20 protein-coding genes and 1 tRNA gene are annotated in these 20,424 nt (G+C 62.7%); 10 read left to right on the top strand and 11 right to left on the bottom strand.

From position 1 onward, the window contains the following. Window positions 1–23 precede the first annotated feature (23 nt). The gene (locus ASC86_RS00455) at window positions 24–554 is read right to left on the bottom strand and encodes an outer membrane protein assembly factor BamE (RefSeq protein WP_056314789.1); all 531 of its coding nucleotides are present in this window, start codon (window positions 552–554) and stop codon (window positions 24–26) included. A 131-nt stretch (window positions 555–685) separates the two neighbouring features. Here ASC86_RS00455 and ASC86_RS00450 point away from each other — a divergent pair, with 131 nt between their 5' ends. The 8 genes from ASC86_RS00450 to ASC86_RS25465 all read left to right on the top strand — a co-directional run bounded on the left by ASC86_RS00450 (window position 686) and on the right by ASC86_RS25465 (window position 6,215). Next, a complete protein-coding gene (locus tag ASC86_RS00450) occupies window positions 686–1,225 on the top strand; it encodes a ubiquinol-cytochrome C chaperone family protein (protein ID WP_056318041.1) in 540 nt (179 codons plus the stop codon). A 45-nt stretch (window positions 1,226–1,270) separates the two neighbouring features. After that, entirely contained in the window at window positions 1,271–1,822 is a 552-nt protein-coding gene (locus ASC86_RS00445) for a DUF177 domain-containing protein (protein WP_056314786.1), read from the top strand. Window positions 1,823–2,019: 197 nt separating this feature from the next. After that, entirely contained in the window at window positions 2,020–3,081 is a 1,062-nt protein-coding gene (plsX, locus tag ASC86_RS00440; protein WP_056314784.1) for a phosphate acyltransferase PlsX, read from the top strand. 4 nt (window positions 3,082–3,085) lie between these two features. Further along, window positions 3,086–4,057, top strand: a complete 972-nt coding sequence (locus ASC86_RS00435) for a beta-ketoacyl-ACP synthase III (RefSeq protein ID WP_056314781.1) — start codon at window positions 3,086–3,088, stop codon at window positions 4,055–4,057. A 95-nt stretch (window positions 4,058–4,152) separates the two neighbouring features. Further along, the gene (locus ASC86_RS00430) at window positions 4,153–4,491 is read left to right on the top strand and encodes an integration host factor subunit alpha (RefSeq protein WP_056318038.1); all 339 of its coding nucleotides are present in this window, start codon (window positions 4,153–4,155) and stop codon (window positions 4,489–4,491) included. 183 nt (window positions 4,492–4,674) lie between these two features. Beyond that, a complete protein-coding gene (locus ASC86_RS00425) occupies window positions 4,675–5,208 on the top strand; it encodes a MerR family transcriptional regulator (RefSeq protein WP_056314779.1) in 534 nt (177 codons plus the stop codon). Window positions 5,209–5,301: 93 nt separating this feature from the next. Next, window positions 5,302–5,378: transfer RNA gene (locus tag ASC86_RS00420), tRNA-Pro, on the top strand. 144 nt (window positions 5,379–5,522) lie between these two features. Continuing rightward, window positions 5,523–6,215 (top strand): hypothetical protein, encoded by a 693-nt coding sequence (locus ASC86_RS25465; protein ID WP_156386851.1) that lies wholly within the window; start codon window positions 5,523–5,525, stop codon window positions 6,213–6,215. A gap of 4 nt (window positions 6,216–6,219) precedes the next feature. Here the strand turns inward: ASC86_RS25465 and ASC86_RS00415 are convergent, their stop codons facing one another. The 5 genes from ASC86_RS00415 to ASC86_RS00395 are packed head-to-tail and all read right to left on the bottom strand — an operon-like array spanning window position 6,220 to window position 12,062. Further along, complete coding sequence (locus ASC86_RS00415) at window positions 6,220–7,455, bottom strand: glycosyltransferase (RefSeq protein ID WP_156386850.1); 1,236 nt, start codon at window positions 7,453–7,455, stop codon at window positions 6,220–6,222. Continuing rightward, complete coding sequence (locus tag ASC86_RS00410) at window positions 7,452–8,654, bottom strand: O-antigen ligase family protein (protein ID WP_056318033.1); 1,203 nt, start codon at window positions 8,652–8,654, stop codon at window positions 7,452–7,454. Before ASC86_RS00410 ends, ASC86_RS00415 begins: the two co-directional genes overlap by 4 nt. A gap of 53 nt (window positions 8,655–8,707) precedes the next feature. Then, window positions 8,708–10,270 (bottom strand): undecaprenyl-phosphate glucose phosphotransferase, encoded by a 1,563-nt coding sequence (locus ASC86_RS00405; RefSeq protein WP_056314777.1) that lies wholly within the window; start codon window positions 10,268–10,270, stop codon window positions 8,708–8,710. A 48-nt stretch (window positions 10,271–10,318) separates the two neighbouring features. Further along, entirely contained in the window at window positions 10,319–11,509 is a 1,191-nt protein-coding gene (locus tag ASC86_RS00400) for a glycosyltransferase family 4 protein (RefSeq protein ID WP_056314775.1), read from the bottom strand. 7 nt (window positions 11,510–11,516) lie between these two features. Continuing rightward, window positions 11,517–12,062, bottom strand: a complete 546-nt coding sequence (locus tag ASC86_RS00395) for a polysaccharide biosynthesis/export family protein (protein WP_244477496.1) — start codon at window positions 12,060–12,062, stop codon at window positions 11,517–11,519. Between the two features lie 227 nt (window positions 12,063–12,289). Here ASC86_RS00395 and ASC86_RS00390 point away from each other — a divergent pair, with 227 nt between their 5' ends. Further along, window positions 12,290–14,416: an exopolysaccharide transport family protein gene (locus ASC86_RS00390; RefSeq protein WP_056314770.1), complete on the top strand. Its 2,127-nt coding sequence runs from the start codon at window positions 12,290–12,292 to the stop codon at window positions 14,414–14,416. Here ASC86_RS00390 and ASC86_RS00385 read toward each other — a convergent pair. Beyond that, window positions 14,413–15,690, bottom strand: a complete 1,278-nt coding sequence (locus tag ASC86_RS00385) for a GNAT family N-acetyltransferase (protein ID WP_156386849.1) — start codon at window positions 15,688–15,690, stop codon at window positions 14,413–14,415. The genes ASC86_RS00390 and ASC86_RS00385 overlap by 4 nt on opposite strands. 129 nt (window positions 15,691–15,819) lie before the next feature. Beyond that, window positions 15,820–16,032: a DUF2842 domain-containing protein gene (locus ASC86_RS00380; protein WP_056314768.1), complete on the bottom strand. Its 213-nt coding sequence runs from the start codon at window positions 16,030–16,032 to the stop codon at window positions 15,820–15,822. Window positions 16,033–16,334: 302 nt separating this feature from the next. Here ASC86_RS00380 and ASC86_RS00375 point away from each other — a divergent pair, with 302 nt between their 5' ends. Then, window positions 16,335–17,441, top strand: coding sequence for a COX15/CtaA family protein (locus tag ASC86_RS00375; protein WP_056314765.1), 1,107 nt, complete (start codon window positions 16,335–16,337; stop codon window positions 17,439–17,441). Here the strand turns inward: ASC86_RS00375 and ASC86_RS00370 are convergent, their stop codons facing one another. From ASC86_RS00370 to speB, 3 genes are all read right to left on the bottom strand, one after another. Continuing rightward, window positions 17,442–18,317, bottom strand: coding sequence for an aminoglycoside phosphotransferase family protein (locus ASC86_RS00370; protein WP_056314763.1), 876 nt, complete (start codon window positions 18,315–18,317; stop codon window positions 17,442–17,444). Continuing rightward, window positions 18,314–19,246, bottom strand: coding sequence for an N-acetyl-gamma-glutamyl-phosphate reductase (gene argC, locus ASC86_RS00365; protein WP_056314761.1), 933 nt, complete (start codon window positions 19,244–19,246; stop codon window positions 18,314–18,316). Before argC ends, ASC86_RS00370 begins: the two co-directional genes overlap by 4 nt. A gap of 158 nt (window positions 19,247–19,404) precedes the next feature. Then, window positions 19,405–20,367 (bottom strand): agmatinase, encoded by a 963-nt coding sequence (gene speB / locus ASC86_RS00360; RefSeq protein ID WP_056314759.1) that lies wholly within the window; start codon window positions 20,365–20,367, stop codon window positions 19,405–19,407. Window positions 20,368–20,424: the final 57 nt, after the last annotated feature.

The following is a 20,424-nucleotide window of genomic DNA, read 5'->3' as shown; positions in this document are numbered from 1 at the left end:
TTTCATGCGCGCCTTTCGGCGGATTATTTGCCGTAGTCGGAACCGTCCGAGAGGATCGAGCGGGCCATGCTCTTGCCGATGCCGTTGCCGCTGAGCAGCTGGCCGAGGAAGGTCATTTCCTTGCCGCCGGTGGGCGTCGTGCGGGAGATCATGTCGAAGACCTTTCCGTCCTTCAGCGTGTAGTGCGCCAGCTGCGAAACCACGCCGTCCTTGTCGAAATAGACTGCAAGCACGCTCTGCTCGACGAGCTTCGGCTTCATGAAGGCAACGGGACGGGTGCGCTTCTGGGAGATGTAATAAAAGACTTCGTTGTCGAAGGTGGCGGTCGTAGACGGCGTGCCGAGCGAGAGCAACACCTGCTCGCGGCTGGAGCCGACCGGCGCCAATGCCAGTGTCTCTTCGTCGACGACATATCCCTGATGCAGCACCTGGCCGGTTCCGAGAACCTCGGTGGTCTTGCAGCCGGTGAGTACGGTGGCGCTAAGAGCGAGTGAAAGAACGACTTTGCCTGCGAATTTCATATCCGACCTGAAGTACCGTTTCGTCAACGACATATCCCTCAATAGAACGCCGGCGGATGCGCCATTGCTTTTCGTGCCTGCTTCGGTAAACCAGCTTCGATGATCATGCAACAACCGCAGACGCGGGCTGGCGCATTTTGAAGCAGGCAAACTTGGGCTTTATGATGATTTTCCGACTGTTCGGCAGAAAAAACAGCAATGCGGCCATCGTCGAGCGCCAATATGCGGCGTTGACCGCTGCCGCCCGCCAGCCGTTTCTCTATACCGATCTCGATGTGCCGGACACGGTGATGGGCCGTTTCGAAATGCTGTCGGCCTCCCTCATCCTCTATTTCCGCCGGACGCGCAGCTCGGCCCGCGCCGGCCAGGAAATCGCCCAGGAGATCATCGACGCCTTCTTCGAGGATGTCGACCATTCGATCCGTGAACTCGGTGTCGGCGATGTGTCGGTGCCCAAGCGCATGAAGAAGCTCGCCGCGATGTTCTACGGCCGGCTGGAAAGCTATGCGGCGGCGCTGGAAAAGCAGGACGCCGCCGAACTTGCGGCGGCACTGAAGCGCAACTTCCATCCGAAGAGCGAGGACGCCGCCCTTACAATGCAGGGGCTTGCTTCCTATCTGCTGCTGGCCGAAGCCGACCTTGCAGCGCAAGGGGAAGATATCGTAGAAACCGGCACCTTGAAATTGCCTGATCCGCAGGCCTGAACAGCCCGCGACAGGGGCACTGCCCCCCGGTGGGAGGAATCCAGCATGAGACACGAAGAAAAGCCGCCATTCTCCTTCCCGGTCAAGGTAGGCCACATTTCAGCCAATGCCGTTGCCATTCATCTCGAGGCGAATGCGACCGAGCGCGCCGGACTGGCGAAGATGTGGAACGTCCTCGAGGTCGCGTCGCTCGAGGCGGAGCTGCAGGTCGCGCGCTGGAAGAAGGACGGGGTGAAGATCAAGGGCGAAGTGCGGGCGAAGATCGTCCAGGCCTGCGTCGTGACGCTCGAACCGGTCGAATCGCTGATCGCCGAGCCCGTCGAGACGATCCTTGTGCCCGAAGGCTCCCGTCTTGCCCGCATCGCCGCCAATGACAGCGGCGAAATGGTGCTCGACCCCGATGGGCCGGATATCCCCGATGTCTTCACCGGCGACACGATCGATGCGGGCGAGGTGGTAAGCGAACAGGTGGCGCTGGCCATCGATCCCTATCCGCGCAAACCGGATGCGAGCTTTGGCGAGCGGATCGAAAGCACCGACAAGGACGACAAGCGTCCTAACCCCTTCGCTGTTCTGAAAGATTGGAAAAAGGACTGAAAAGCAGATGCGCCGCCGCAGAAAATCGGTTGTCACCAGAGGGAAAAACGGTATTTTGACCGAAATTCCGCCCGCTGGGTCGACCGCTGCGACACGACGCGAAGCATCTCCAACGTCGTGAAAAATTGTGTGTTTCCATCGCCACGCATCGCGCCGGAACGAAACAGGCTGTGGCAGGAAAAAAGGAAAAGACACGCGTGGTCAGAATTTCTCTTGATGTGATGGGCGGGGATTTCGGTCCCCAGGTCGTCATTCCGGGTGCGGCTCGGGCGCTGGAGCGCCATCCCGATATAAAATTCGTTCTCTTCGGCGATGAGGCTCAGTGCGGGCCACTGCTGGAAAAATATCCGAAGCTCAAGGCCGCCAGCACCTTCCACGCAACGGAAGTCGCCATCGCCATGGACGAGAAGCCGAGCCAGGCCCTGCGCCGAGGCCGCGGCAAGTCCTCGATGTGGCTGGCGATCGACGCGATCAACAGCGGCGAGGCCGATGTCGTCGTTTCCGCCGGCAATACCGGCGCGCTGATGGCGATGTCCGTCTTCTGTCTGCGCACCATGACCGGCATCCAGCGGCCGGCGATCGCCGGCATCTGGCCGACCCTCAAAGGGGAGAGCATCGTGCTCGACGTCGGCGCGACGATCGGCGCCGATGCGCAGCAGCTGATGGATTTCGCGCTGATGGGCGGCGCCATGGCACGCGCCCTGTTCGAGATCGAGCGGCCGACGCTTGGCCTCCTGAATGTCGGCGTCGAAGAGGTGAAGGGTCAGGAAGAGGTGAAGGAAGCCGGCCGCCTGATCCGCGAGGCCAACCTCGAAAGCATCGATTATTACGGTTTCGTCGAAGGCGACGATATCGGCCGCGGCACGGTGGACGTGGTGGTGACGGAAGGCTTTTCCGGAAACATCGCCCTGAAGACCGCCGAGGGCACGGCCCGCCAGATCGCGGAATATCTGAAGGCGGCGATGTCGCGCACGCTGATGGCCAAGATCGGCTATATCTTCGCCAAGGGCGCCTTCGATCGCCTGCGCGAGAAGATGGACCCGCGCAAGGTCAATGGCGGGGTTTTCCTCGGGCTGAACGGCATTGTCATCAAGAGCCATGGCGGCACGGATGCCGAAGGGTTCGCGGCGGCCATCGATGTGGGCTATGATATGGTCCGCAACGGCCTGAAGGCCAAGATCGAAAACGATTTGCAGAGATATCATGCCATGCCGCAGGCGAACGCTGCCGCTGCCAATGGCACGGCAGGTGAGGTTTGATACGATGATCCGTTCAGTGGTACGCGGCTTCGGAGCTTCGCTCCCGAAGCGTGTCATGACCAACAGCGAGATGGAAAAGAAGGTCGACACGTCCGACGAATGGATCGTGCAGCGGACCGGCATTCGCCAGCGCTATCTCGCCGGCGAAGGCGAAACCACGGCGTCGCTCGGTGAGGCGGCGGCACGCGCGGCGCTTGAGCGGGCGAAGCTGACCCCGGCCGATATCGACCTGATCATCCTTGCGACCTCGACACCGGACAACACCTTTCCGGCAACGGCGGTCAACATCCAAAACCGCCTCGGCATGCACCATGGCGCCGCCTTCGACGTGCAGGCGGTCTGTTCCGGCTTCATCTTTGCGGTGACGACGGCGGACGCCTATATTCGCGGCGGCATCGCCAAGCGTGTATTGGTTATCGGCGCGGAGACCTTTTCCCGCATTCTCGACTGGAACGACCGCACGACCTGCGTGCTGTTCGGCGATGGCGCCGGCGCGATCGTGCTGGAAGCTCAGGAAGGCGAGGGCACCACGGCGGATCGCGGCGTATTGACGACCCAGCTGCGCTCCGACGGCGCCCACAAGGAAAAGCTCTATGTCGATGGTGGTCCTTCGTCTACCGGCACGGTGGGGCATCTGAGGATGGAAGGCCGCGAGGTCTTCAAGCATGCCGTCGGCATGATCACCGACGTCATCGAAGCCGCCTTCGAAGCGACCGGGACGACGGCCGACGATATCGACTGGCTGGTGCCGCACCAGGCAAATCGCCGCATCATCGACGGCTCGGCCAAGAAGCTTGGCATCCCACCCGAGAAGGTTGTCGTGACCGTGGACATCCACGGCAACACGTCCGCGGCTTCGATTCCGCTGGCGCTGAATGCGGCAGCGTCCGATGGCCGCATCAAGCAGGGCGACCTCGTTCTTCTCGAAGCCATGGGCGGTGGTTTCACTTGGGGTTCGGTCCTGCTTCGCTGGTAAAGAAAATCACGATATAGCGCAAACGCTTGACCGGAATGAGCAAGGGCAATAGTCTTTCCTCGCTGATCGCTATTCAAGAAAAATCGGTGGGGAAGATGAGCGGCAAAACGGTAACTCGTGCGGATTTGGCTGAATCGGTTTTTCGCAAGGTCGGCCTCTCCCGGACCGAATCGGCGGAACTGGTCGAGACCGTCATCGATGAGATCTGCAACGCAATCGTGCGTGGCGAGAGCGTCAAGCTTTCTTCCTTCGCCACCTTCCAGGTGCGCGACAAGAACGAGCGCATCGGTCGCAACCCGAAAACCGGCGAGGAAGTGCCGATTTCGCCGCGCCGGGTGATGACCTTCAAGGCCTCCAACGTCTTGAAACAGCGGGTGTTGAAGGCCCATCTGTCGCGCAAGGCCAAGCAGAAGCCGCAGTCGCCGGCTTCCTGAAACCGGGCGCATTTTCATAAAAGTGGTTGAAAGCGGCTTGATAAGCCGTTGAATTGCACAGGATTCGTGCGATCATGACGACCGGCGCCCAAAAGTGCCGGCGAGTCTCGCTGTGCTTTCCCTTCTGGAAGCCGGTGCGGCAGGCAAGCCCGTCGTGTTCACTATACGAGTTCGGAAAAACACATGGACAAGAGCCCAGACGCATTTCGCACGATCAGCGAGGTCGCCGATGACCTCGACCTGCCGCAGCATGTGCTTCGTTTCTGGGAGACGCGATTCCCGCAGATCAAGCCGATGAAGCGCGGCGGCGGACGGCGGTACTATCGCCCCGAGGACGTCGATCTCCTGAAGGGCATCCGCCATCTGCTCTACGACCACGGCTATACGATCAAGGGCGTGCAGAAGCTGTTGAAGACCAACGGCAACAAGTTCGTGGCGGCGATCGCCAGCGGCGATCTTGCGACCGTGGAGGCGCTTGCTGCCGCAAGTGTGGAGGAGCCGGCGCAGCCGAAGCTTGCCAATCCCGATGAAGACCAGATCGTCGGCCGCGCCAAGGCGCCGGCAAGCCGCCGCTTCTTCTCCTTCGTCGGTGGTGGCGAGGATACGCCTGAAGTGTCGATCGGCAAGACCTCGGTCGGCAAGGAAGACCGGGCGCTGCTGCAGGAGGCCCTTTACGATCTTCTGGAATGCAAGCGGCTGCTTGATCAGGTCAGGTGATCCGCAAGCGAGCTTGTTTCCCGGTCTTTATACCGAATTTCCGAAAATAGGACTTGCCAGTAACCGGTCGAGACTATAGGGCTTTCCTCGGTTCGGAGCGTAGCGCAGCCCGGTAGCGCACTTGACTGGGGGTCAAGGGGTCGTGGGTTCGAATCCCGCCGCTCCGACCATTTTTCCCCAAGGCTTTGGCCTCTCTTTCTCTTCATCGTCGCTACCGTTTTCCACCTTGCAGGGTGTGGACAGTCGTTGTCCGCGAAAACCTTTCGGCAATACCTGCCACCGATAATGGCCCCGGAAAACCGGGGTAGAATCGTATGGCTAAGACGGCGCGCAAGACAGGCAAGGGCACGAAGCGGCGGAGGGCTTCGCCCCAGGGCATCATGTGGCCCTGGTATGTCGCGGGGCTGCTGATCGTCGGCGGCGTTGGCGCCTATGACAATCTGCCGAGTGTGCGCGGCTGGTTTCGCGCGCAGAATCATCTTGTTGCATCGAGCGAGCCGGTTTCGAAGCCCGTCAGGCAGCGGGAGAGCGAGGCGCATACGGCGGCAATCCCGCAACCGGGGTTGCGTCCTGTGGAAAAGGCCGTGCTGAAGAGGGACGAGCAGGCGCTGCCGAGGCTGGCGCCGCCGCAGGATATTCCGGCGGTCGAGACCGTGGCGTTGCGGACCGGGCCGGCGGGGCCGTTTTATTTCTGCACCGATCAGAAGACGAATTGCGTGATCGATGGCGGCAGCTTCTGGTTCAATGGCCGGAAGGTGGGGCTGGCCGATGTTTCGATGCCGCGGATGAAGATGGCGAAATGCGATGCCGAGCGGGAGCTTGGCTCGCGGGCCAAGCGGCGGCTGCGGGAAATCCTGAATGCCGGCGAGTTCAAGCTTCTGGCGGCCAATGGAAAGTCTGGCGGGCAGATGCACGTCGTCCTGAGTGATGGCACCTTGATCAGCGATCGGCTAATCGCCGAGGGGCTGGCCCATAGTCTCAAGGATGCCGGCAAGCCCTGGTGCTGATGGATCAGGCCGGCGTCTGCGGCAGCGGCGCGAAGGACTTCGCGATGGGGGCCAGCGTTCCGTCGTGAGCGACGCGCGGGGCGCGGCCGGCGAGGCGGAAGTAGAAGCTTTCCGTCAGGTCGAGCATCGCTTCCAGCGAGAAACGGGATGACAGGCGTTCGGCTTCGGCCGCGAGAAGCGCATGGCGCTCAGGCGTTGCGCAATCCAGCATGGCATCGGCCAGTTTTGCGATATCGCCGTCATTGGCGATAATGCGGCCGTTGCGGCCGTCTTCGATCACGGTCGTTGCGCCGCCGAAGGCGGTGCAGAGGATCGGCTTGCCGGCGGCGGCCCCTTCCAGCATCACATAGGACATTGCCTCGTAGAGGCTCGGCATGACCAGCAGATCGAAGGCGGTGACGGCTTCGGGGCCGGTGAAATCCTTGGTGAGGTGCATGCGGTGGGAAAGGTCGCTCTGGGCGATGGCCGCTTTTACATCGTCTTCCAGCTCGCCGCTGCCGATCATCAGCAGATGGGCGTCGGGACGCTTTGCGGCGAGCAGGCGGAAGGCCTCGACAAGGCGAAGCGGGGCCTTCTGGGCCGAAAGGCGGCCGATGAAGCCGAAGACGAAGGCATCGTCCGGGATGCCGAAGCGGGCGCGCACGATGCCGGCCATGCCAGCCGGAGGAGGGGCGGCGCCGTTGACGACGACGGAGAGTTTTTCGGCGGGCATGCCGAGCGCGAGCGCGTGACGGTGTTCGTCTTCTGAAACACAGATCAGCCGATCGGTGAAGGTGCGGGCGAGCAGGGTTTCGATGCCGCCGTAGATCAGGTGGCCAAGCTTGCCGAGGCCGGGGTCCATGGTGCGGAAGGCATGCGGGGTGTAGACGCGCGGGATATGGCGGCCGGGCAGGCGCAGACGGGTGAGCGCGCCCGCCTTTGAGCTGTGGCCGTGGATGATGTCGAAGCGGTCGCGGCCGATGATTCGGGTGAGCGCTCGGTGGGCGGGGATATCCGAAAGGCCGGGAGAACGGGCCATGTCGACCGAATGCACGGCGGCGAGGCCGAGGCTCGTCAATTCGCGCACGAAACCTTCCTCGGCGCGCAGGGGTGAATAGACGGCCTCGACGTGGTGGCCACGGGCAATCATGCCGCGGCAGAGATCGAGCATGTGGCGGCCGGAGCCGCCGCCGCTGGGTTCCAGCACTTCGAGGAGGCGCAGCGGCGTCGTTTGGGTGGTGTCGGGAGCGTGAGCGTTCATAGGGTTTGTCCTTTTCGCCCGGTGACGGTCCAGCCGTGTTCGGCGCGGTAGCGCATTTCCAGCGCGCCGCAGCCCCAGACGATACCGAGCAGCAGGTAGAAGTGGCGCCAGTGGTCGGTATCGATGACGTTGCCGATGGCGGCGTGGCCGATGAGCACGATCCAGGCGATCATCAGGGCGGGCTGCCATGGTCGGTCGAGCAGCAGGAAGCGGAAGCCGATGGAGACGGTCCAGCAGATCAGCGTGATGTAGCAGACGAAGCCGAGCCAGCCGTAGGAGGTGAGGCACTTCAGCCAGATATTGTGCTCGTCTTCCGGGAAGATCTTGCTGAACACCATCGGGCCGATGCCGAGCGGTTTTTCCATCGACATCAGGAAGCCGATGCGGTGGCGCTCGAAACGGCCGAGATGGCCGCCGTCGTAATCCTGCACCAGCTGGGTGCGGCTGGAAAAGAGATTGGCGACCTGCGGGATTTGCAGGGCGATGACGAGGGCGGCGATCATCAGGACCGCGCCGCCGAGCGTGAGCGTCAGGATTTTCAACCGGAAGGCGCCGGTGCGCTCTTTCAGCAGCATGATCAGCACGAGGGCGCAGGCGCAGAAGAGGTAAAGCGCCCAGGCCGCACGGGAGAAGGAGAGGAACAGGCCGAAGGCCATGATCAGGATGCCGAGCACCTTCAGCGGCGCACGCGAGAGCCGGTCGGTCAGCAGGCCGTGGATCAGGTAGAGCGACGGCGCGACGAGGAAGGGGCCGAAGACGTTCGGGTCCTGGAAGGCGCCCTTGGCGCGATCGTAGAGCGTGAACTTTTCGCCGCCGGGAATGGCGCCGAAATAGCCGAGGATGCCGAGCAGGGCGGTGATGACACCGGCGGCGACCCAGGCGTTGAAGATCAGCTTCAGCCGGTCGTGGCGGGCCTCGATGATCGCGGCGAAGAATACCGCCGACAGAGCGAGGAAGCCGGAGACGGCCATGTACATCGGGCCGGTGTCGAGGTCGTCCATGACCGTCAGCGACAGGATACCGCCGGTCATGAACAGGATCAGCAGCGTCAGAAGCGGGGCGATGTAGCGCGAGATTTTCAGGCCGATCAGCGCCCAGAGGCCGATCAGCGCGACGAGGAAGACCTCATACGGCGCGGGTTCGGAGATGACGAAGCCCGATAGGAAGACGGCGAATGTGACCATGGCCGAGCCGGCCATGGTGATCGCGGCCAACTGCGGCCGAAACCCCGAAGGGCTATCGGCGAGCGCGCTCAATAGGCGTTTTCCGTGTTGAGAAGCCGGATCGGCGTCAGGAACAGGATCTTGAGATCGAACCAGAGCGACCAGTTCTCGATGTAATAGAGATCGAAGGCAGTGCGGAACTTGATCTTGTCGTCGCTGTCGATCTCGCCGCGCCAGCCGTTGATCTGCGCCCAGCCGGTGACGCCGGGCTTGACGCGGTGGCGGGCGAAATAGCCTTCGACCACGTCGGAATAGATGCGGTCCGCCGTCTGGGCCGCGGCCGCATGGGGGCGCGGGCCGACGAGGGAAAGCTGGCCCTTCAGCACGTTGAAGAACTGCGGCAGCTCGTCGATGGAGGATTTGCGCAGGAAGCGGCCGACGGGGGTGACGCGCGGATCGCCCTTGGTGACGGCGTTGCGCGCCGTCGGGTCGCCCATGTTGGTATACATGGAGCGGAACTTGTAGACCTCGATGATCTCGTTGTTGAAGCCGTGGCGCTTCTGCTTGAAGATGATCGGGCCTGGGGAGGTGAGCTTCACGGCGAGCGCCGCGCCGATGAAGACCGGCCAGAGCAAGGCGAGCGCCACCAGGCTGAAGAAGATATCGAAGCAGCGTTTTGCGACCGAATCCCAGTCGGCGATCGGCTTGTCGAAGACATCGAGCATCGCCACCTTGCCGATGTGCGAATAGCTGCGCGGGCGGAAACGCAGGTTGCTGGCGTGGGCGGCGACGCGGATATCGGCCGGCAGTACCCAAAGCTTCTTCAGGAGTTCGAGGATGCGCTTTTCCGCCGTTAGCGGCAAAGCGATGATCAGGATGTCGACGCGGGTGATGCGGGCGAATTCCACCAGTTCGGCGATGGTGCCGAGCTTGGGATAGCCGGCGATGATATGCGGCGAGCGGCGCTCGTCGCGATCGTCGAAGATGCCGCAGATGCGGATATCGTTGTCGCTCTGCTGCTCGAGCGAGCGGATCAGATCCTTGGCCGGCTGGCCGCCACCGACGATGACGGCGCGGCGTTCCATCGTGCCGTTGCGAGCCCAGCGGCGGATCGAAAAGGCGATGAAGAAACGCTCCAGCACCAGGAGGACGGCGCCGGCCGCAAACCATGTCTCGGCCCAGGGTTGATGCAGGCTGCCCTGATGGTCGAAGACGAGATAGGCGAAGGCCAGAACCGCGAAGGCGAAGGCCCAGGCGACCAGAAGGCGCGGAAGCGCCCGCACGGCCGAACGCAGCATCGGCACCTGATAGCCGTCCGCCGCCTGGAAGAAGGCGACGGCAAGGCCGCTGCCGGCAACGAGCAGGGAACCATAGCCCAGCCATTGCGACAGGGTGGGGGCAACGAGGAATGTGGCGACCGCATGGCCGATGGCAAACAGCGCCGCGAATTCGAACAGCCGCATCAGGCCGATGATCATGGCCGGAGAATAGGTTTCCACGCCGAACTGGGCGGCGATGCGGCGCGCCAACGGATTGAGCGTGGCCGGCTTTTCGACCGTCTGCTCCTCGCCCGGTGCGCGCGTGCGGATTTCGGAGATTTTGCGGCGCAGCGCTTCCGTATCGAAGGCTTCCGGTCTGTCGATCTGGTTCATGATGTTCGTCCGGCCATTTTTATAACGTCCGGGAATATCACGAAGAGTCTAAAAAACGCTTACGGCACGCTTGTTTCGCTCTGCGACAGGTGGCTTGCCGCTGAGTAGCTGGCGATAGAGCCGCATCAGCGAACCGGCCATGGCGGAAGACGAGAAACTGGCCTTGAAACCGCGAGGTTCCGGCATCGCGGATGCGGCCCAGCCGGGCTCGGAAACGGCTGACGTCATGATTGTGGCGAGCGCCTGCGCATCGCCGGGCGGGGCGAGCACATGGGCGTTTTCGCCCAGCACTTCCGGAATGCCGCCGACGCGGCTGGCGATGACGGGCTTTTCGGCGGCGAGCGCCTCCAGCACGATATAGGGCATGGATTCGGCGCGCGAGGGCACGACGACGGTGCGGCTGAAGGAAAACGCATCGAGCGCCTTCATCGCCGGCACCATCTCGATGCGCCGGCCAAGCCCGCGTTCCAGCATCATCTGCTCGTATTCGGCCTTTTGCGGCCCTTCGCCGACCATGATCGCCGACAGCGGCCGTCCGACGATGCGCTCGGTGCGGGCGAAGGCGTCGATGAAGATATCCGGTCCCTTCAGGTCGCGCAGCATGCCGATATAGAGGAAATCGGCGGCATCGGGGCGGGCATGGACCTTGTGGAAATCGCGGTCATTGATGCCGTTGTGGATGCGCTCCGCATGGGTGCGGGGACGGCCGACCTTCTCTTCATAGACGTCGCGCTCGAAATCGCAGACGAAGACGATCGAGTCGGTCAGGTATTCCTGCATGCGCTCGAGGAAGAACACGGTTTTGCCGAGAAACGTTCCCTTGTCGTAATGCAGGCTGCCGCCATGCGGCGAATAGAGGCGGGCAACGCAATACCTGTTCACCCGCAAGGCTGAGCCGATGATGCGGGCCACAGCGCCACCTTTGGCGCCGTGGCCGTGGATCACATCCGGCCGCAAGCTTCTGATTTGTTTGTAGCTGCCCCAGAGGGCGGCGATATCCGAAGGGCCGATCGAACGGCGGATCGGCAGGCGTACGAGGCCGAGCGACAGAAACGGCCTGATCTCGTCGAACAGCTTGTCCTCGTAGGAGCCGCCCGTCGTGCTGTCGCAGAGGATGCCGACCTCGTGCCCTGCCTTCGCATGTGCTTCCGCCAGATCCCGCACATGGCGGAAGATGCCGCCAAGGGGGGACCGGAAACAATGGATGATGCGCAGGGGACGCTCGACGGGGTCGGACATGAGGGCGTCAGAACAGCCGCTCGCGCACGTAGATCGTGTCGCCGGCCATGATCGGATCGGAGATCGACACCCGGCCGGTGATGACGCGGCCGTTGATCTTGCGGGTGATATCGACATTGCGCTGGTTGGCGCGCGGCGAATAGCCGCCGGCGACTGCGATGGCCGTCTGCGCCGTCATGCCCGGCACATAGGAATACTGGCCGGCCTGGCCGACTTCGCCCATGATGAAGACGGAGCGATAGCGGTCGACCTCGATCGTCACGTCCGGGTCGCGCAGATATCCCTGGCGCAGCTTGTCGGCGATCATCTTTTCCATTTCGGGGAGCGTGTGGCCACGCGAGGGCACCGCGCCGATCAACGGGAAGGCGACATAGCCGGCCTGATCGACCGTATAGGTGCCGGTGAGCCCTGCCTGTTCGAACACGTTGACACGCAGACGGTCGCCGCTGTCGAGCCGATAGGGCTGGATGGTGGCTTCGGCCATGGCTTTCGGGGCTGGCTGATAGGTGTTGCAGCTGGAAAGCGCGGCGCACAACAATGTGGCCACAACCATTGCCAGTGCCGGTTTTCTTCCTGCGACAATCATTTCGATCTCGTGCTGCTCGATGCTGCTTCTTCCTGCCGTTATCGATCCGTTAGGGTTAATAGGCGGTAAAAGCCGGCGGTATATTTCAGGGGGAGGTTGAAAGAAGAGCCGGCGGCGGGGCAGGGGCCATTAACAGTTGCGTTACCATGTTTGTTTACGGTGCCCGCAATTGTTCCCTTGTTTGGAGTACAGCGATGTCGAATGTCGGCGGCGCTCATCAGGATGTTGACATCGATCTCGGTGGGCTGGTGCGCGCGATCTGGAAGCGGCGCATGCGTGTGCTCATGGCAACGGCGCTGTGCACTGGTGCTGCCTTTGCCGGGGCCAACCTGCTTTCGCCGCAATATCGCGCCGAAACCCGGCTGCTGATCGAATCGCGCGAGCCCGAATTCAGCGGCTCCAACCAGGTGCAGATGCCTGCCGACCGGGAATTCGACGAATCGGCGATCGCAAGCCAGGTGCAGCTTCTGCGCTCCGCTGATTTGATGAAGCAGGTTGCCCGCAACATGAAGCTTCATGAGATCAAGGAGTTCGATCCGAGCGCCGATCCGTCGCTGCTCTCGAATATCCTCGTCACATTCGGGCTGGCGAAGAACCCGCTCGATCTGCCGCCGGAAGAGCGGGTGCTGAAGGCCTTCGACGAGAAGCTGCAGGTCTATCAGGTCGAGAAGTCGCGCGTCGTCGGGGTCACGTTCAATTCCAAGGACCCGCGGCTGGCGGCCGCCGTCCCCAACGAGATGGCCAAGGTCTATCTGTCGCTGCAGAGCGGGGCAAAGCTCGATTCCAACTCCGAGGCCAGCCGCTGGCTGGAGCCGGAGATTGCCAATCTGCGCGAGAAGGTGCGTGAGGCCGAGGCCAAGGTCGCCGATTACCGGTCGAATTCAGACCTGCTGCTCAGCAGCGACAATAGCAATTTCGCCACCAAACAGCTGAACGATCTTTCCACCGAGCTGGCGCGGGTGCGCAGCGACCGGGCAAGTGCGGAGGCACGGGCCGAGGGCGTGCGCACCACGCTGGCGAGCGGCCGCGATGCCGATACGCTGAACGACGTCGTGGGATCGCAGATGATCCAGCGGCTGAAGGAAAACGAATCCACCATCCAGGGGCAGATCGCCGATCTTTCGACGACGCTGCTCGACGGGCATCCGCGGCTGAAGGGCCTGAAATCGCAGCTTCAGGGCATTCGCGCGCAGATCCGCAGCGAAACGCAAAAAATTCTGGCGAGCCTCGACAACGAGGCGGGCGTGGCGCGGCTGCGCGAACGGCAGCTGATGCAGCAGTTGAATACGCTGAAGGCGGCCTCCGCCAAGGCCGGGGAAGACGAGGTGGGTCTGCGGGCGCTGGAGCGCGAGGCGGCGGCGCAGCGGCAGCTGCTGGAAACCTATCTGGCTCGTTACCGCGAGGCGACCTCCCGCGTTGGCAGCAATGCGACGCCGGCCGATGCCCGCGTTATCTCGCAGGCAGTCGAGCCGACCGAGGCTTATTTCCCGAAGGTGCTGCCAATCACCATCGTCGCGGCGCTGGCGAGCTTCCTCGTCAGCTGCGTCGTGATCATGCTCGGCGAGCTTTTCAGCGGCCGTGCTTTGCGACCTGTGGGTGGAGCGCAGCCTGAAGTGCGGCCGCGACCGGTCGAGGCAAGCGAGCCGGTCGTTCGCAAGGTCGTCGCCCCGGTCGTCGTTCCGCCGGTTGCTGTTGCGGCCGTACCGGTGGCGGAGGAAACAGAGGACGATTCGTTCGATGATTTTTCGATTGCCGCTGTTGTCGCACATCTGCTCGAGAGCGATGCGCGTGTCGTGGTTTCCGTTTCTCCGGCCGGCGACCAGGGGTCGACCGATGCGGTGGTGCTGGCGCGGCTGATGGCGGAGGAGGGGCGAAGGGTCGTGTTCGTCGATCTGACCGGCTCTTCCTGCCCGAGCAGGCTCATGGTTCCGTCGATGAGCCTTCCCGGCATCACCAACCTGCTTGCCGGCGAAGTCGCCTTTGCCGATACCATCCATGCGGACCGGCTGTCCGAGGTTCACATCGTTCCGGCCGGCGATGCCGATCCGGCGGTGGCGATGCGCGGCATCGAGCGGCTGCCGATGATCGTCGAGGCGCTGTCCAATGCCTATGACATGGTGATCGTCGAATGCGGAGCGGCGGCGACGGCGGCCGTGCGCCGCGTCGCTCGTTCGGTCGACGCGAGCATCGTTATTTCCGTGCAGGGCGCGGGTCATGGCGAGGTCGTATCGCTGATCGAGGAACTGGGGGAGGCCAGCTACAGCGATATCGTGCTGATGACCAGCGGTGAGCCGGGGTCGCCGGACAGGCGCGCAGCTTAGTCTGCGTCTTCCGGGGCCGCCGTGGACGTCGTCTGGCGTTGCCGACGGATGTTCTGGATGAAGCTGTAGGCGCGGCGGTTTTTCTTGATCTCGGTCTTCAGGCGCACCATCGTCCGATGCACGAATGCAGCAAGACGGCCGCGGGCCGTCAGCGGCAGCGCGATGTCGTATTGCGGCGTTTCGACCGTGCACCAGGAGCGCTTGTAGGGCTGGTCGCCGATGCCGAAATCAAACAGGGCGGCACCCTCGGCGCAGCATTTCTCGATGATCAGATGAAACAGGAATTCGCCGGGGCTGCAGTCTGCGGCCAGCGTCTCGTCGATCGAGCCGAACTGGCAGATGACGTGATCGCCCTTGCGCGACAGGCCGGCGACGGCGGCGATGCGGCCGGCATTCTCACCCTTCAGGCGGATGGCGTGCAGTTCCAGCGGGCGCGATTCCGGTTGATGCGGACAGGCAGCCAGCGTCTTGAAGAAAGTCTGGGTCTCCGCATCCTGAAAGACGTTCGGCAGGCCCATGGCGCGGAAGCGCTCGGCCTTCTGCTGGAAGAAGGTCGAAAGCAGGGCGCAACGGTCTTCAGTGGATGTGGCTACGATGTGTTCGTATCCGCCCATAGCGTTCAGGCGTCGTTCCGACACGCGGAATTTCTTGCGTCGGCGCTTGGCGTTGATCTGGGCGAGGGTCTGTTCGAAGCTCTCGAAAAGCGGCAGCTGGTAGGAGGCGTTCTGGTTGCGAACGGCCGGCAGCGAGGCGAGCGGATGCTGCATGCCACGCCACTGGAACGGGATATTTTCCAAGGTGACGATATCGGCGAGGCGCGACAGTTTTTCCGAAAGTTCGGCGATCAGAGCATCCGCCAGCGCGCGGTTTGCCGTCGGGTTGAAATCGGCAGCGAAGATGCCGGTGTTGATGTTGGAATGATCGGCGCCGATGAAGCGGACGGTCTGGAAGAAGCGCCCTCGCACCAGTTCCAGCGGTAGGATGAAGGCCGTCTTGTCGCCAAGGCGGCCACGCACGAGCAGCAACTGGTTCGAATGGGCTTTCGCCCAGGTAGCGCACCAGTCGAAACTCTGGTGGAAGGAAACGTGATTGCCGGCTTCGAGCGCGCGCCATTCGTCTTCCAGCCGCGCGAGGCTGACGTGAACGGAGAGGCGCAGCGCATCCTCCTTCGCCGCGCCTTCGCTGACGAGTTCCGGCGGGGCCGCGCGACGCGCCGGCAAGACGCGGCGCGGTGTCTCGTTCATGGGCAGGATATGGGCGCATGCATCGGCCATGACACTCACGGTTCTGGAGTTTCCATGCCGGTGTTCTAGCGCGCAAAATGCGCCGTTTCATTTAAATTGGCGCGACCTGCCGTTGTGACCCCGCAAAATTGCGGAATTCGGTTACCGAATAGATAAGTCTCACCGCGGCTTGGCCGGCTTTTCCATCCACTTGATGATCAGCATCGCCGGCAGCACCCAGAGCATGCCGGTGAAGAAGAAATAGAGCATATGCACCCACCAGGGCGAAGCGCCAAGCAGCAGCGAGGCGAAGGTGGTGGCGGCCAGCGCATAGACCACCACGAGGATGATGATCAGGATGGTGCCGATGAGTTTTCTGAGGCGTACAGGCATGGATGGCTTTCAAGTCGGTGGCTGTGCGGACGTAGGATTATCGGCATTCAGCCTGGGCCGTGCCGAAAATGGTGATTCTCCGAGACCCGGAGCGCAGCGTACTTTGGTACGTGAGCACCGGAAGCGCGGGGAAGCGCCATTTGCAGGCCGGCCTGGGCTGAATGCCGATGATCCTAAGGCCGCGACGGCATGCCGCAAAGGGTCAAGTCTTGTTTTGCATCGTGCTCTGGTGCAAATCAACGGCTTTGATGCTTCAGCCTTGAGACAATTCGTCTCCTGCTTTTGGAAATCGGAACGACCCCATGACCAATGCCAGCGCCATCGCAACGGAACGACAGCTTCGCGGCCAGATCGACAGTGTCAGCCGCAATCGCGCGCAAATCCGCACCTGGCTCTGGATCGTCGTCTTCACGTTGTTTGCGCTGGTGCTTGTCGGCGGCGCGACCCGGCTGACGGAATCGGGGCTTTCGATCACCCAGTGGAAGCCGATCCATGGCGTGATCCCGCCGCTCAACGATGCCGAATGGCAGGAGGAGTTCGATCTCTACAAGCAGATTCCGCAATATGCTGAGCTGAACAGCGGCATGACGGTCGAAGGCTTCAAGTCGATCTTCTGGTGGGAATGGGCGCATCGGCTGCTGGCCCGATCGATCGGCATCGTCTTTGCTGTGCCGCTCGCCTGGTTCTGGTGGCGGGGGCAGATCGAGAGCAGGCTGAAGCTGCCTCTGATCGGGATTCTGGCGCTCGGCGGCTTTCAGGGTTTCATTGGCTGGTGGATGGTGTCTTCGGGGCTGGCGGATCGTACCGAGGTCAGCCAGTACCGGCTCGCCACGCATCTCATCATTGCCTGCCTGATTTTCTCGTCCTGTCTGTGGATCGCCCGCGGACTTTCGCCCCATTCCGACGATGCGCCGCCGGCAAGCTGTTCGAAGACGATGGCGGGCGTGATCGCCGTCATGGCGCTGTTCCAGATCTATCTCGGGGCGCTCGTCGCCGGGCTCGATGCCGGCCTGAGCTATAACACCTGGCCTCTGATGGATGGTTCGCTGGTGCCGGGCGATCTGCTGATCCAGCAGCCAGCCTGGCTCAATTTCTTCGAAAACCCGAAGACGGTGCAGTTCGCGCATCGCTGCGGCGCCTATGTGCTGTTTGCGCTGGTGTTCGTGCACATGCTCTATTCGCTGGCGCGGGGGGCAGGAACGACCCATGCACGGCGCTCCGTGCTGCTTTTCGTGCTGGTAACGATCCAGGCGACGATCGGCATCGTGACACTGCTGATGCAGGTGCCGGTTGGCTGGGGTGTTGCCCATCAGGGTGGGGCGTTGATCGTGCTCGGTTTTGCGCTCGCCCACTGGCGCGGCTTCATCGGCGAATATCCGCGTGAAACCGAGATCGTCGAACTCAACTGATCAGGCGTCGAAGCGTCCGTCTTCGAGCATGATCTTGAGGAGGCCCAGCAGATCGCGGGCTTCCTCTGCGAAGACGCGGCCGCTTTCGCAGGTTTCGTCCTCCATGTACCAGCACATGGAAAGGGCTGTGTGGGCGGTTGCATACTCGGCGATCTTGCGCTGCGGGCATGCGAGCAGATCGGAAAACACGCGGGCGAAGAAGGCAATGCGGTCAGGATCGAGAATATCCGCGCGGGCGCCGAGCGGATTGCCGAAGACATTGGCGACCTCATAGGCTGGATCACCGATCACGCCGTGCGGATCGATCGCCAGCCAGCCACGGGCACCGCCGGAGACGATGTTTCCATGATGAAGATCGCCATGCAGCGGGCGTATGCGAGTTTGCGTAGCGAGAAGCTTTGCTGCGAATGTCGATGACCACCGGAGGAGATCACCAAGCTGCGAGTCGCTCTCCTGTTCCGCTCGTTCGAACAGGGACTTGAAGCGGCGCTCCAGCGGGATCAAGTCGGGCGGCGACGGCTGGTCACTGGAAAGATGCAGTTGCGAGATCACCTCGCAGAAGACGGTTGCGCAGGCCCGGTCTCCGGCGAGAGTGCGATGATCCTCAAGCGTGATCGAGCCGGCGTCTTCCAGAAGGCAGGCATGTCCGCGCTGGTCGATCAGCCGTGTCGCGCCGGAACCGCCGCGCCAGCGGAGGAGGGCGATGCCGGGGAGTTCTTCCATGCCTTCCGGCTTCAGCACCTTGGCGATCGCGCTGGCAAAGCCGCGGCGCGTCACCCGGTAGACAAGGCTGGAGCGGGTATCGGCGATCAGTTCTGCCGTCTCGACCGACCACGCCTGCCGCAACTCCGGTGACAGGCCCGGCGTGACCATCATGCCGAGAGCATCAGGTCCATGTTCTGGACGGCGGCACCCGAGGCGCCCTTGCCGAGGTTGTCGAGCAGGGCGACGAGATTGACCTGTTCGCCACCCGGCGTGCCGAAGACGAAAAGCTTCATCGTGTCCTTGCCGGCGAGCTCGACGGCATCGACGCGGGCGAGCTTGGCGCTTTCCGCAAGCGGCACGACCGTTACGATGTCCTGGCCGGCGTAGTGCGCCGTCAGCGCCGCATGGATGCTTTCAAGCGTCGCACCCTCGTTCAGCCGATCGAGGAACAGCGGCACCTGCACGATCATGCCCTGCGGGAAGCGGCCGACGGAGGGCGAGAAAAGCGGCGAACGGGCCAGCAGCCCGTGGATGCACATTTCCGGCACGTGCTTGTGCTTGAGCGGCATGCCGTAGAGGAAATGCGGGGCGGTGATCGGGTCCGGATTTTTAGGGTCTTCCATCTGGGCGATCATCTGCTTGCCGCCGCCGGTATAGCCGGAGACAGCATTGACACTGACGGGATAATCCGCCGGCAGGATGCCGGCCTGGCGCAGCGGCCGGATGAGGCCGATGGCGCCGGTCGGATAGCAGCCGGGATTGGCGACGAGGCGCGCATCGCGGATTTTCTTCGCCTGTTCCTTGTCCATTTCGGCAAAGCCGTAGGCCCAGTCCGGCGCGACGCGGTAGGCGGTCGAGGTATCGATGATGCGCACACTGTTATTGCCCGCAAGCATGGTGACGGCCTGTTTCGACGCGTCGTCCGGCAGGCAGAGAATGGCGATATCGGCGCTGTTCAAGAGGTCTTCGCGCATCGCGGCATTGCGGCGCTCGATTTCGGGGATCGACAGGAGGTCGACATCGGCGCGGCCGGCCATGCGGCTGCGGATCTGCAGGCCGGTGGTTCCGTGTTCGCCATCGATGAAAATTTTCGGTTTCATGGGAAATCCTGTCTTTTCAAATGCCTGCGGAGATAACCCGAATCAGATCGGCAGCCGCTTGATTCAATCTCTCAAGATCGGGCTCGGCTGGCGACGATCCTATATACATTGTGCGACGGCCTTACAACGCAAAGGCCGTTTGCCTTAGAATTTGCGTCTCAGGCAACCGGTTCGCGTTCCGCCAGTTCTTCCGCATGCAAGCCCAGCATGTACATGGCGACGGTCGCGCCGGCGATGGCGGTGATATCGGCATGGTCGTAGGCCGGCGCCACTTCGACCACATCCGCACCCTTGAAACGCAGCGGGCCGAGCTTGCGGATCACCGACAGGATTTTTGCGCTCGACGGGCCGCCGGAGACCGGCGTGCCCGTGCCGGGCGCATAGGCCGGGTCGAGGCAGTCGATATCGAAAGTGAGATAGGCCGCCTTGTCGCCGACCTGTTCGATGATCGCATCGGCGATCGCCTGCGTGCTCATCTCCTCGACATCGTAGCCGTAGAGGATGCGGATGTCGTAATCCTCGGGCGCATGGGTGCGGATGCCGATCTGGATCGAGGCGTCCGTGTCGATCAGGCCCTCGCGCACGGCACGGCCGAAGAACGAGCCGTGGTCGATGCGGCCTTTCTCATCCGGCCAGGTGTCCTGATGCGCATCGAAATGCACCAGTGCAAGCGGGCCGTGAACGGCGGCATGGGCCCGGAGCAGCGGCAGCGTGACGAAATGGTCACCACCGAGGGTGAGCAGGAAGGCGCCGCTCTTGAGGATTTTCGCGGCTTCCCGCTCGATCGTCGCCGGTGTCTTCGAATGGTTGCCGTAGTCGAGCAGGCAATCGCCGTAATCTATCGTCGCCATATGGGCGAAGAGATCGCGCTCGAAGGGATATTGCGGATCGTTGTCGAAGATCGCCGAGGCGCGGCGGATCGCCTGCGGCCCGAAGCGGGCGCCGGGTCGGTTCGAGGTCGCGGCATCGAAGGGAATGCCCCAGACGACAGCATCGACGCCGGTGAGCTTCTTCGTATACCGGCGGCGCATGAAAGAGAGGATGCCGGCGTGGGTGGGATCGGACGCGGCCGATGTCAGGGAGGTTGCCGTGATGGCGTGGTCGATCGTCTTGTTGGCCATGATCCGTCTCGTCGGTTCGATGACGAGACGTTGGACAATCGACCACGGGAAGGCAAG

It is taken from the genome of Rhizobium sp. Root1212 (genome assembly GCF_001424985.1).
In the GTDB taxonomy this organism is placed as follows: domain Bacteria; phylum Pseudomonadota; class Alphaproteobacteria; order Rhizobiales; family Rhizobiaceae; genus Pararhizobium.
Note: the sequence above shows the minus strand (reverse complement) of the source record. Positions and strands in the feature narration are given on the sequence as shown.

Coding starts and splice junctions, on each gene's coding strand:
- ASC86_RS00455 (WP_056314789.1), bottom strand. CDS start 554: ATGTCGTTGACGAAACGGTACTTCAGGTCGGATATGAAATTCGCAGGC.
- ASC86_RS00450 (WP_056318041.1), top strand. CDS start 686: ATGATTTTCCGACTGTTCGGCAGAAAAAACAGCAATGCGGCCATCGTC.
- ASC86_RS00445 (WP_056314786.1), top strand. CDS start 1,271: ATGAGACACGAAGAAAAGCCGCCATTCTCCTTCCCGGTCAAGGTAGGC.
- ASC86_RS00435 (WP_056314781.1), top strand. CDS start 3,086: ATGATCCGTTCAGTGGTACGCGGCTTCGGAGCTTCGCTCCCGAAGCGT.
- ASC86_RS00430 (WP_056318038.1), top strand. CDS start 4,153: ATGAGCGGCAAAACGGTAACTCGTGCGGATTTGGCTGAATCGGTTTTT.
- ASC86_RS00425 (WP_056314779.1), top strand. CDS start 4,675: ATGGACAAGAGCCCAGACGCATTTCGCACGATCAGCGAGGTCGCCGAT.
- ASC86_RS25465 (WP_156386851.1), top strand. CDS start 5,523: ATGGCTAAGACGGCGCGCAAGACAGGCAAGGGCACGAAGCGGCGGAGG.
- ASC86_RS00415 (WP_156386850.1), bottom strand. CDS start 7,455: ATGAACGCTCACGCTCCCGACACCACCCAAACGACGCCGCTGCGCCTC.
- ASC86_RS00410 (WP_056318033.1), bottom strand. CDS start 8,654: ATGGCCGGCTCGGCCATGGTCACATTCGCCGTCTTCCTATCGGGCTTC.
- ASC86_RS00405 (WP_056314777.1), bottom strand. CDS start 10,270: ATGAACCAGATCGACAGACCGGAAGCCTTCGATACGGAAGCGCTGCGC.
- ASC86_RS00400 (WP_056314775.1), bottom strand. CDS start 11,509: ATGTCCGACCCCGTCGAGCGTCCCCTGCGCATCATCCATTGTTTCCGG.
- ASC86_RS00395 (WP_244477496.1), bottom strand. CDS start 12,062: ATGGTTGTGGCCACATTGTTGTGCGCCGCGCTTTCCAGCTGCAACACC.
- ASC86_RS00390 (WP_056314770.1), top strand. CDS start 12,290: ATGTCGAATGTCGGCGGCGCTCATCAGGATGTTGACATCGATCTCGGT.
- ASC86_RS00385 (WP_156386849.1), bottom strand. CDS start 15,690: ATGGCCGATGCATGCGCCCATATCCTGCCCATGAACGAGACACCGCGC.
- ASC86_RS00380 (WP_056314768.1), bottom strand. CDS start 16,032: ATGCCTGTACGCCTCAGAAAACTCATCGGCACCATCCTGATCATCATC.
- ASC86_RS00375 (WP_056314765.1), top strand. CDS start 16,335: ATGACCAATGCCAGCGCCATCGCAACGGAACGACAGCTTCGCGGCCAG.
- ASC86_RS00370 (WP_056314763.1), bottom strand. CDS start 18,317: ATGATGGTCACGCCGGGCCTGTCACCGGAGTTGCGGCAGGCGTGGTCG.
- argC (WP_056314761.1), bottom strand. CDS start 19,246: ATGAAACCGAAAATTTTCATCGATGGCGAACACGGAACCACCGGCCTG.
- speB (WP_056314759.1), bottom strand. CDS start 20,367: ATGGCCAACAAGACGATCGACCACGCCATCACGGCAACCTCCCTGACA.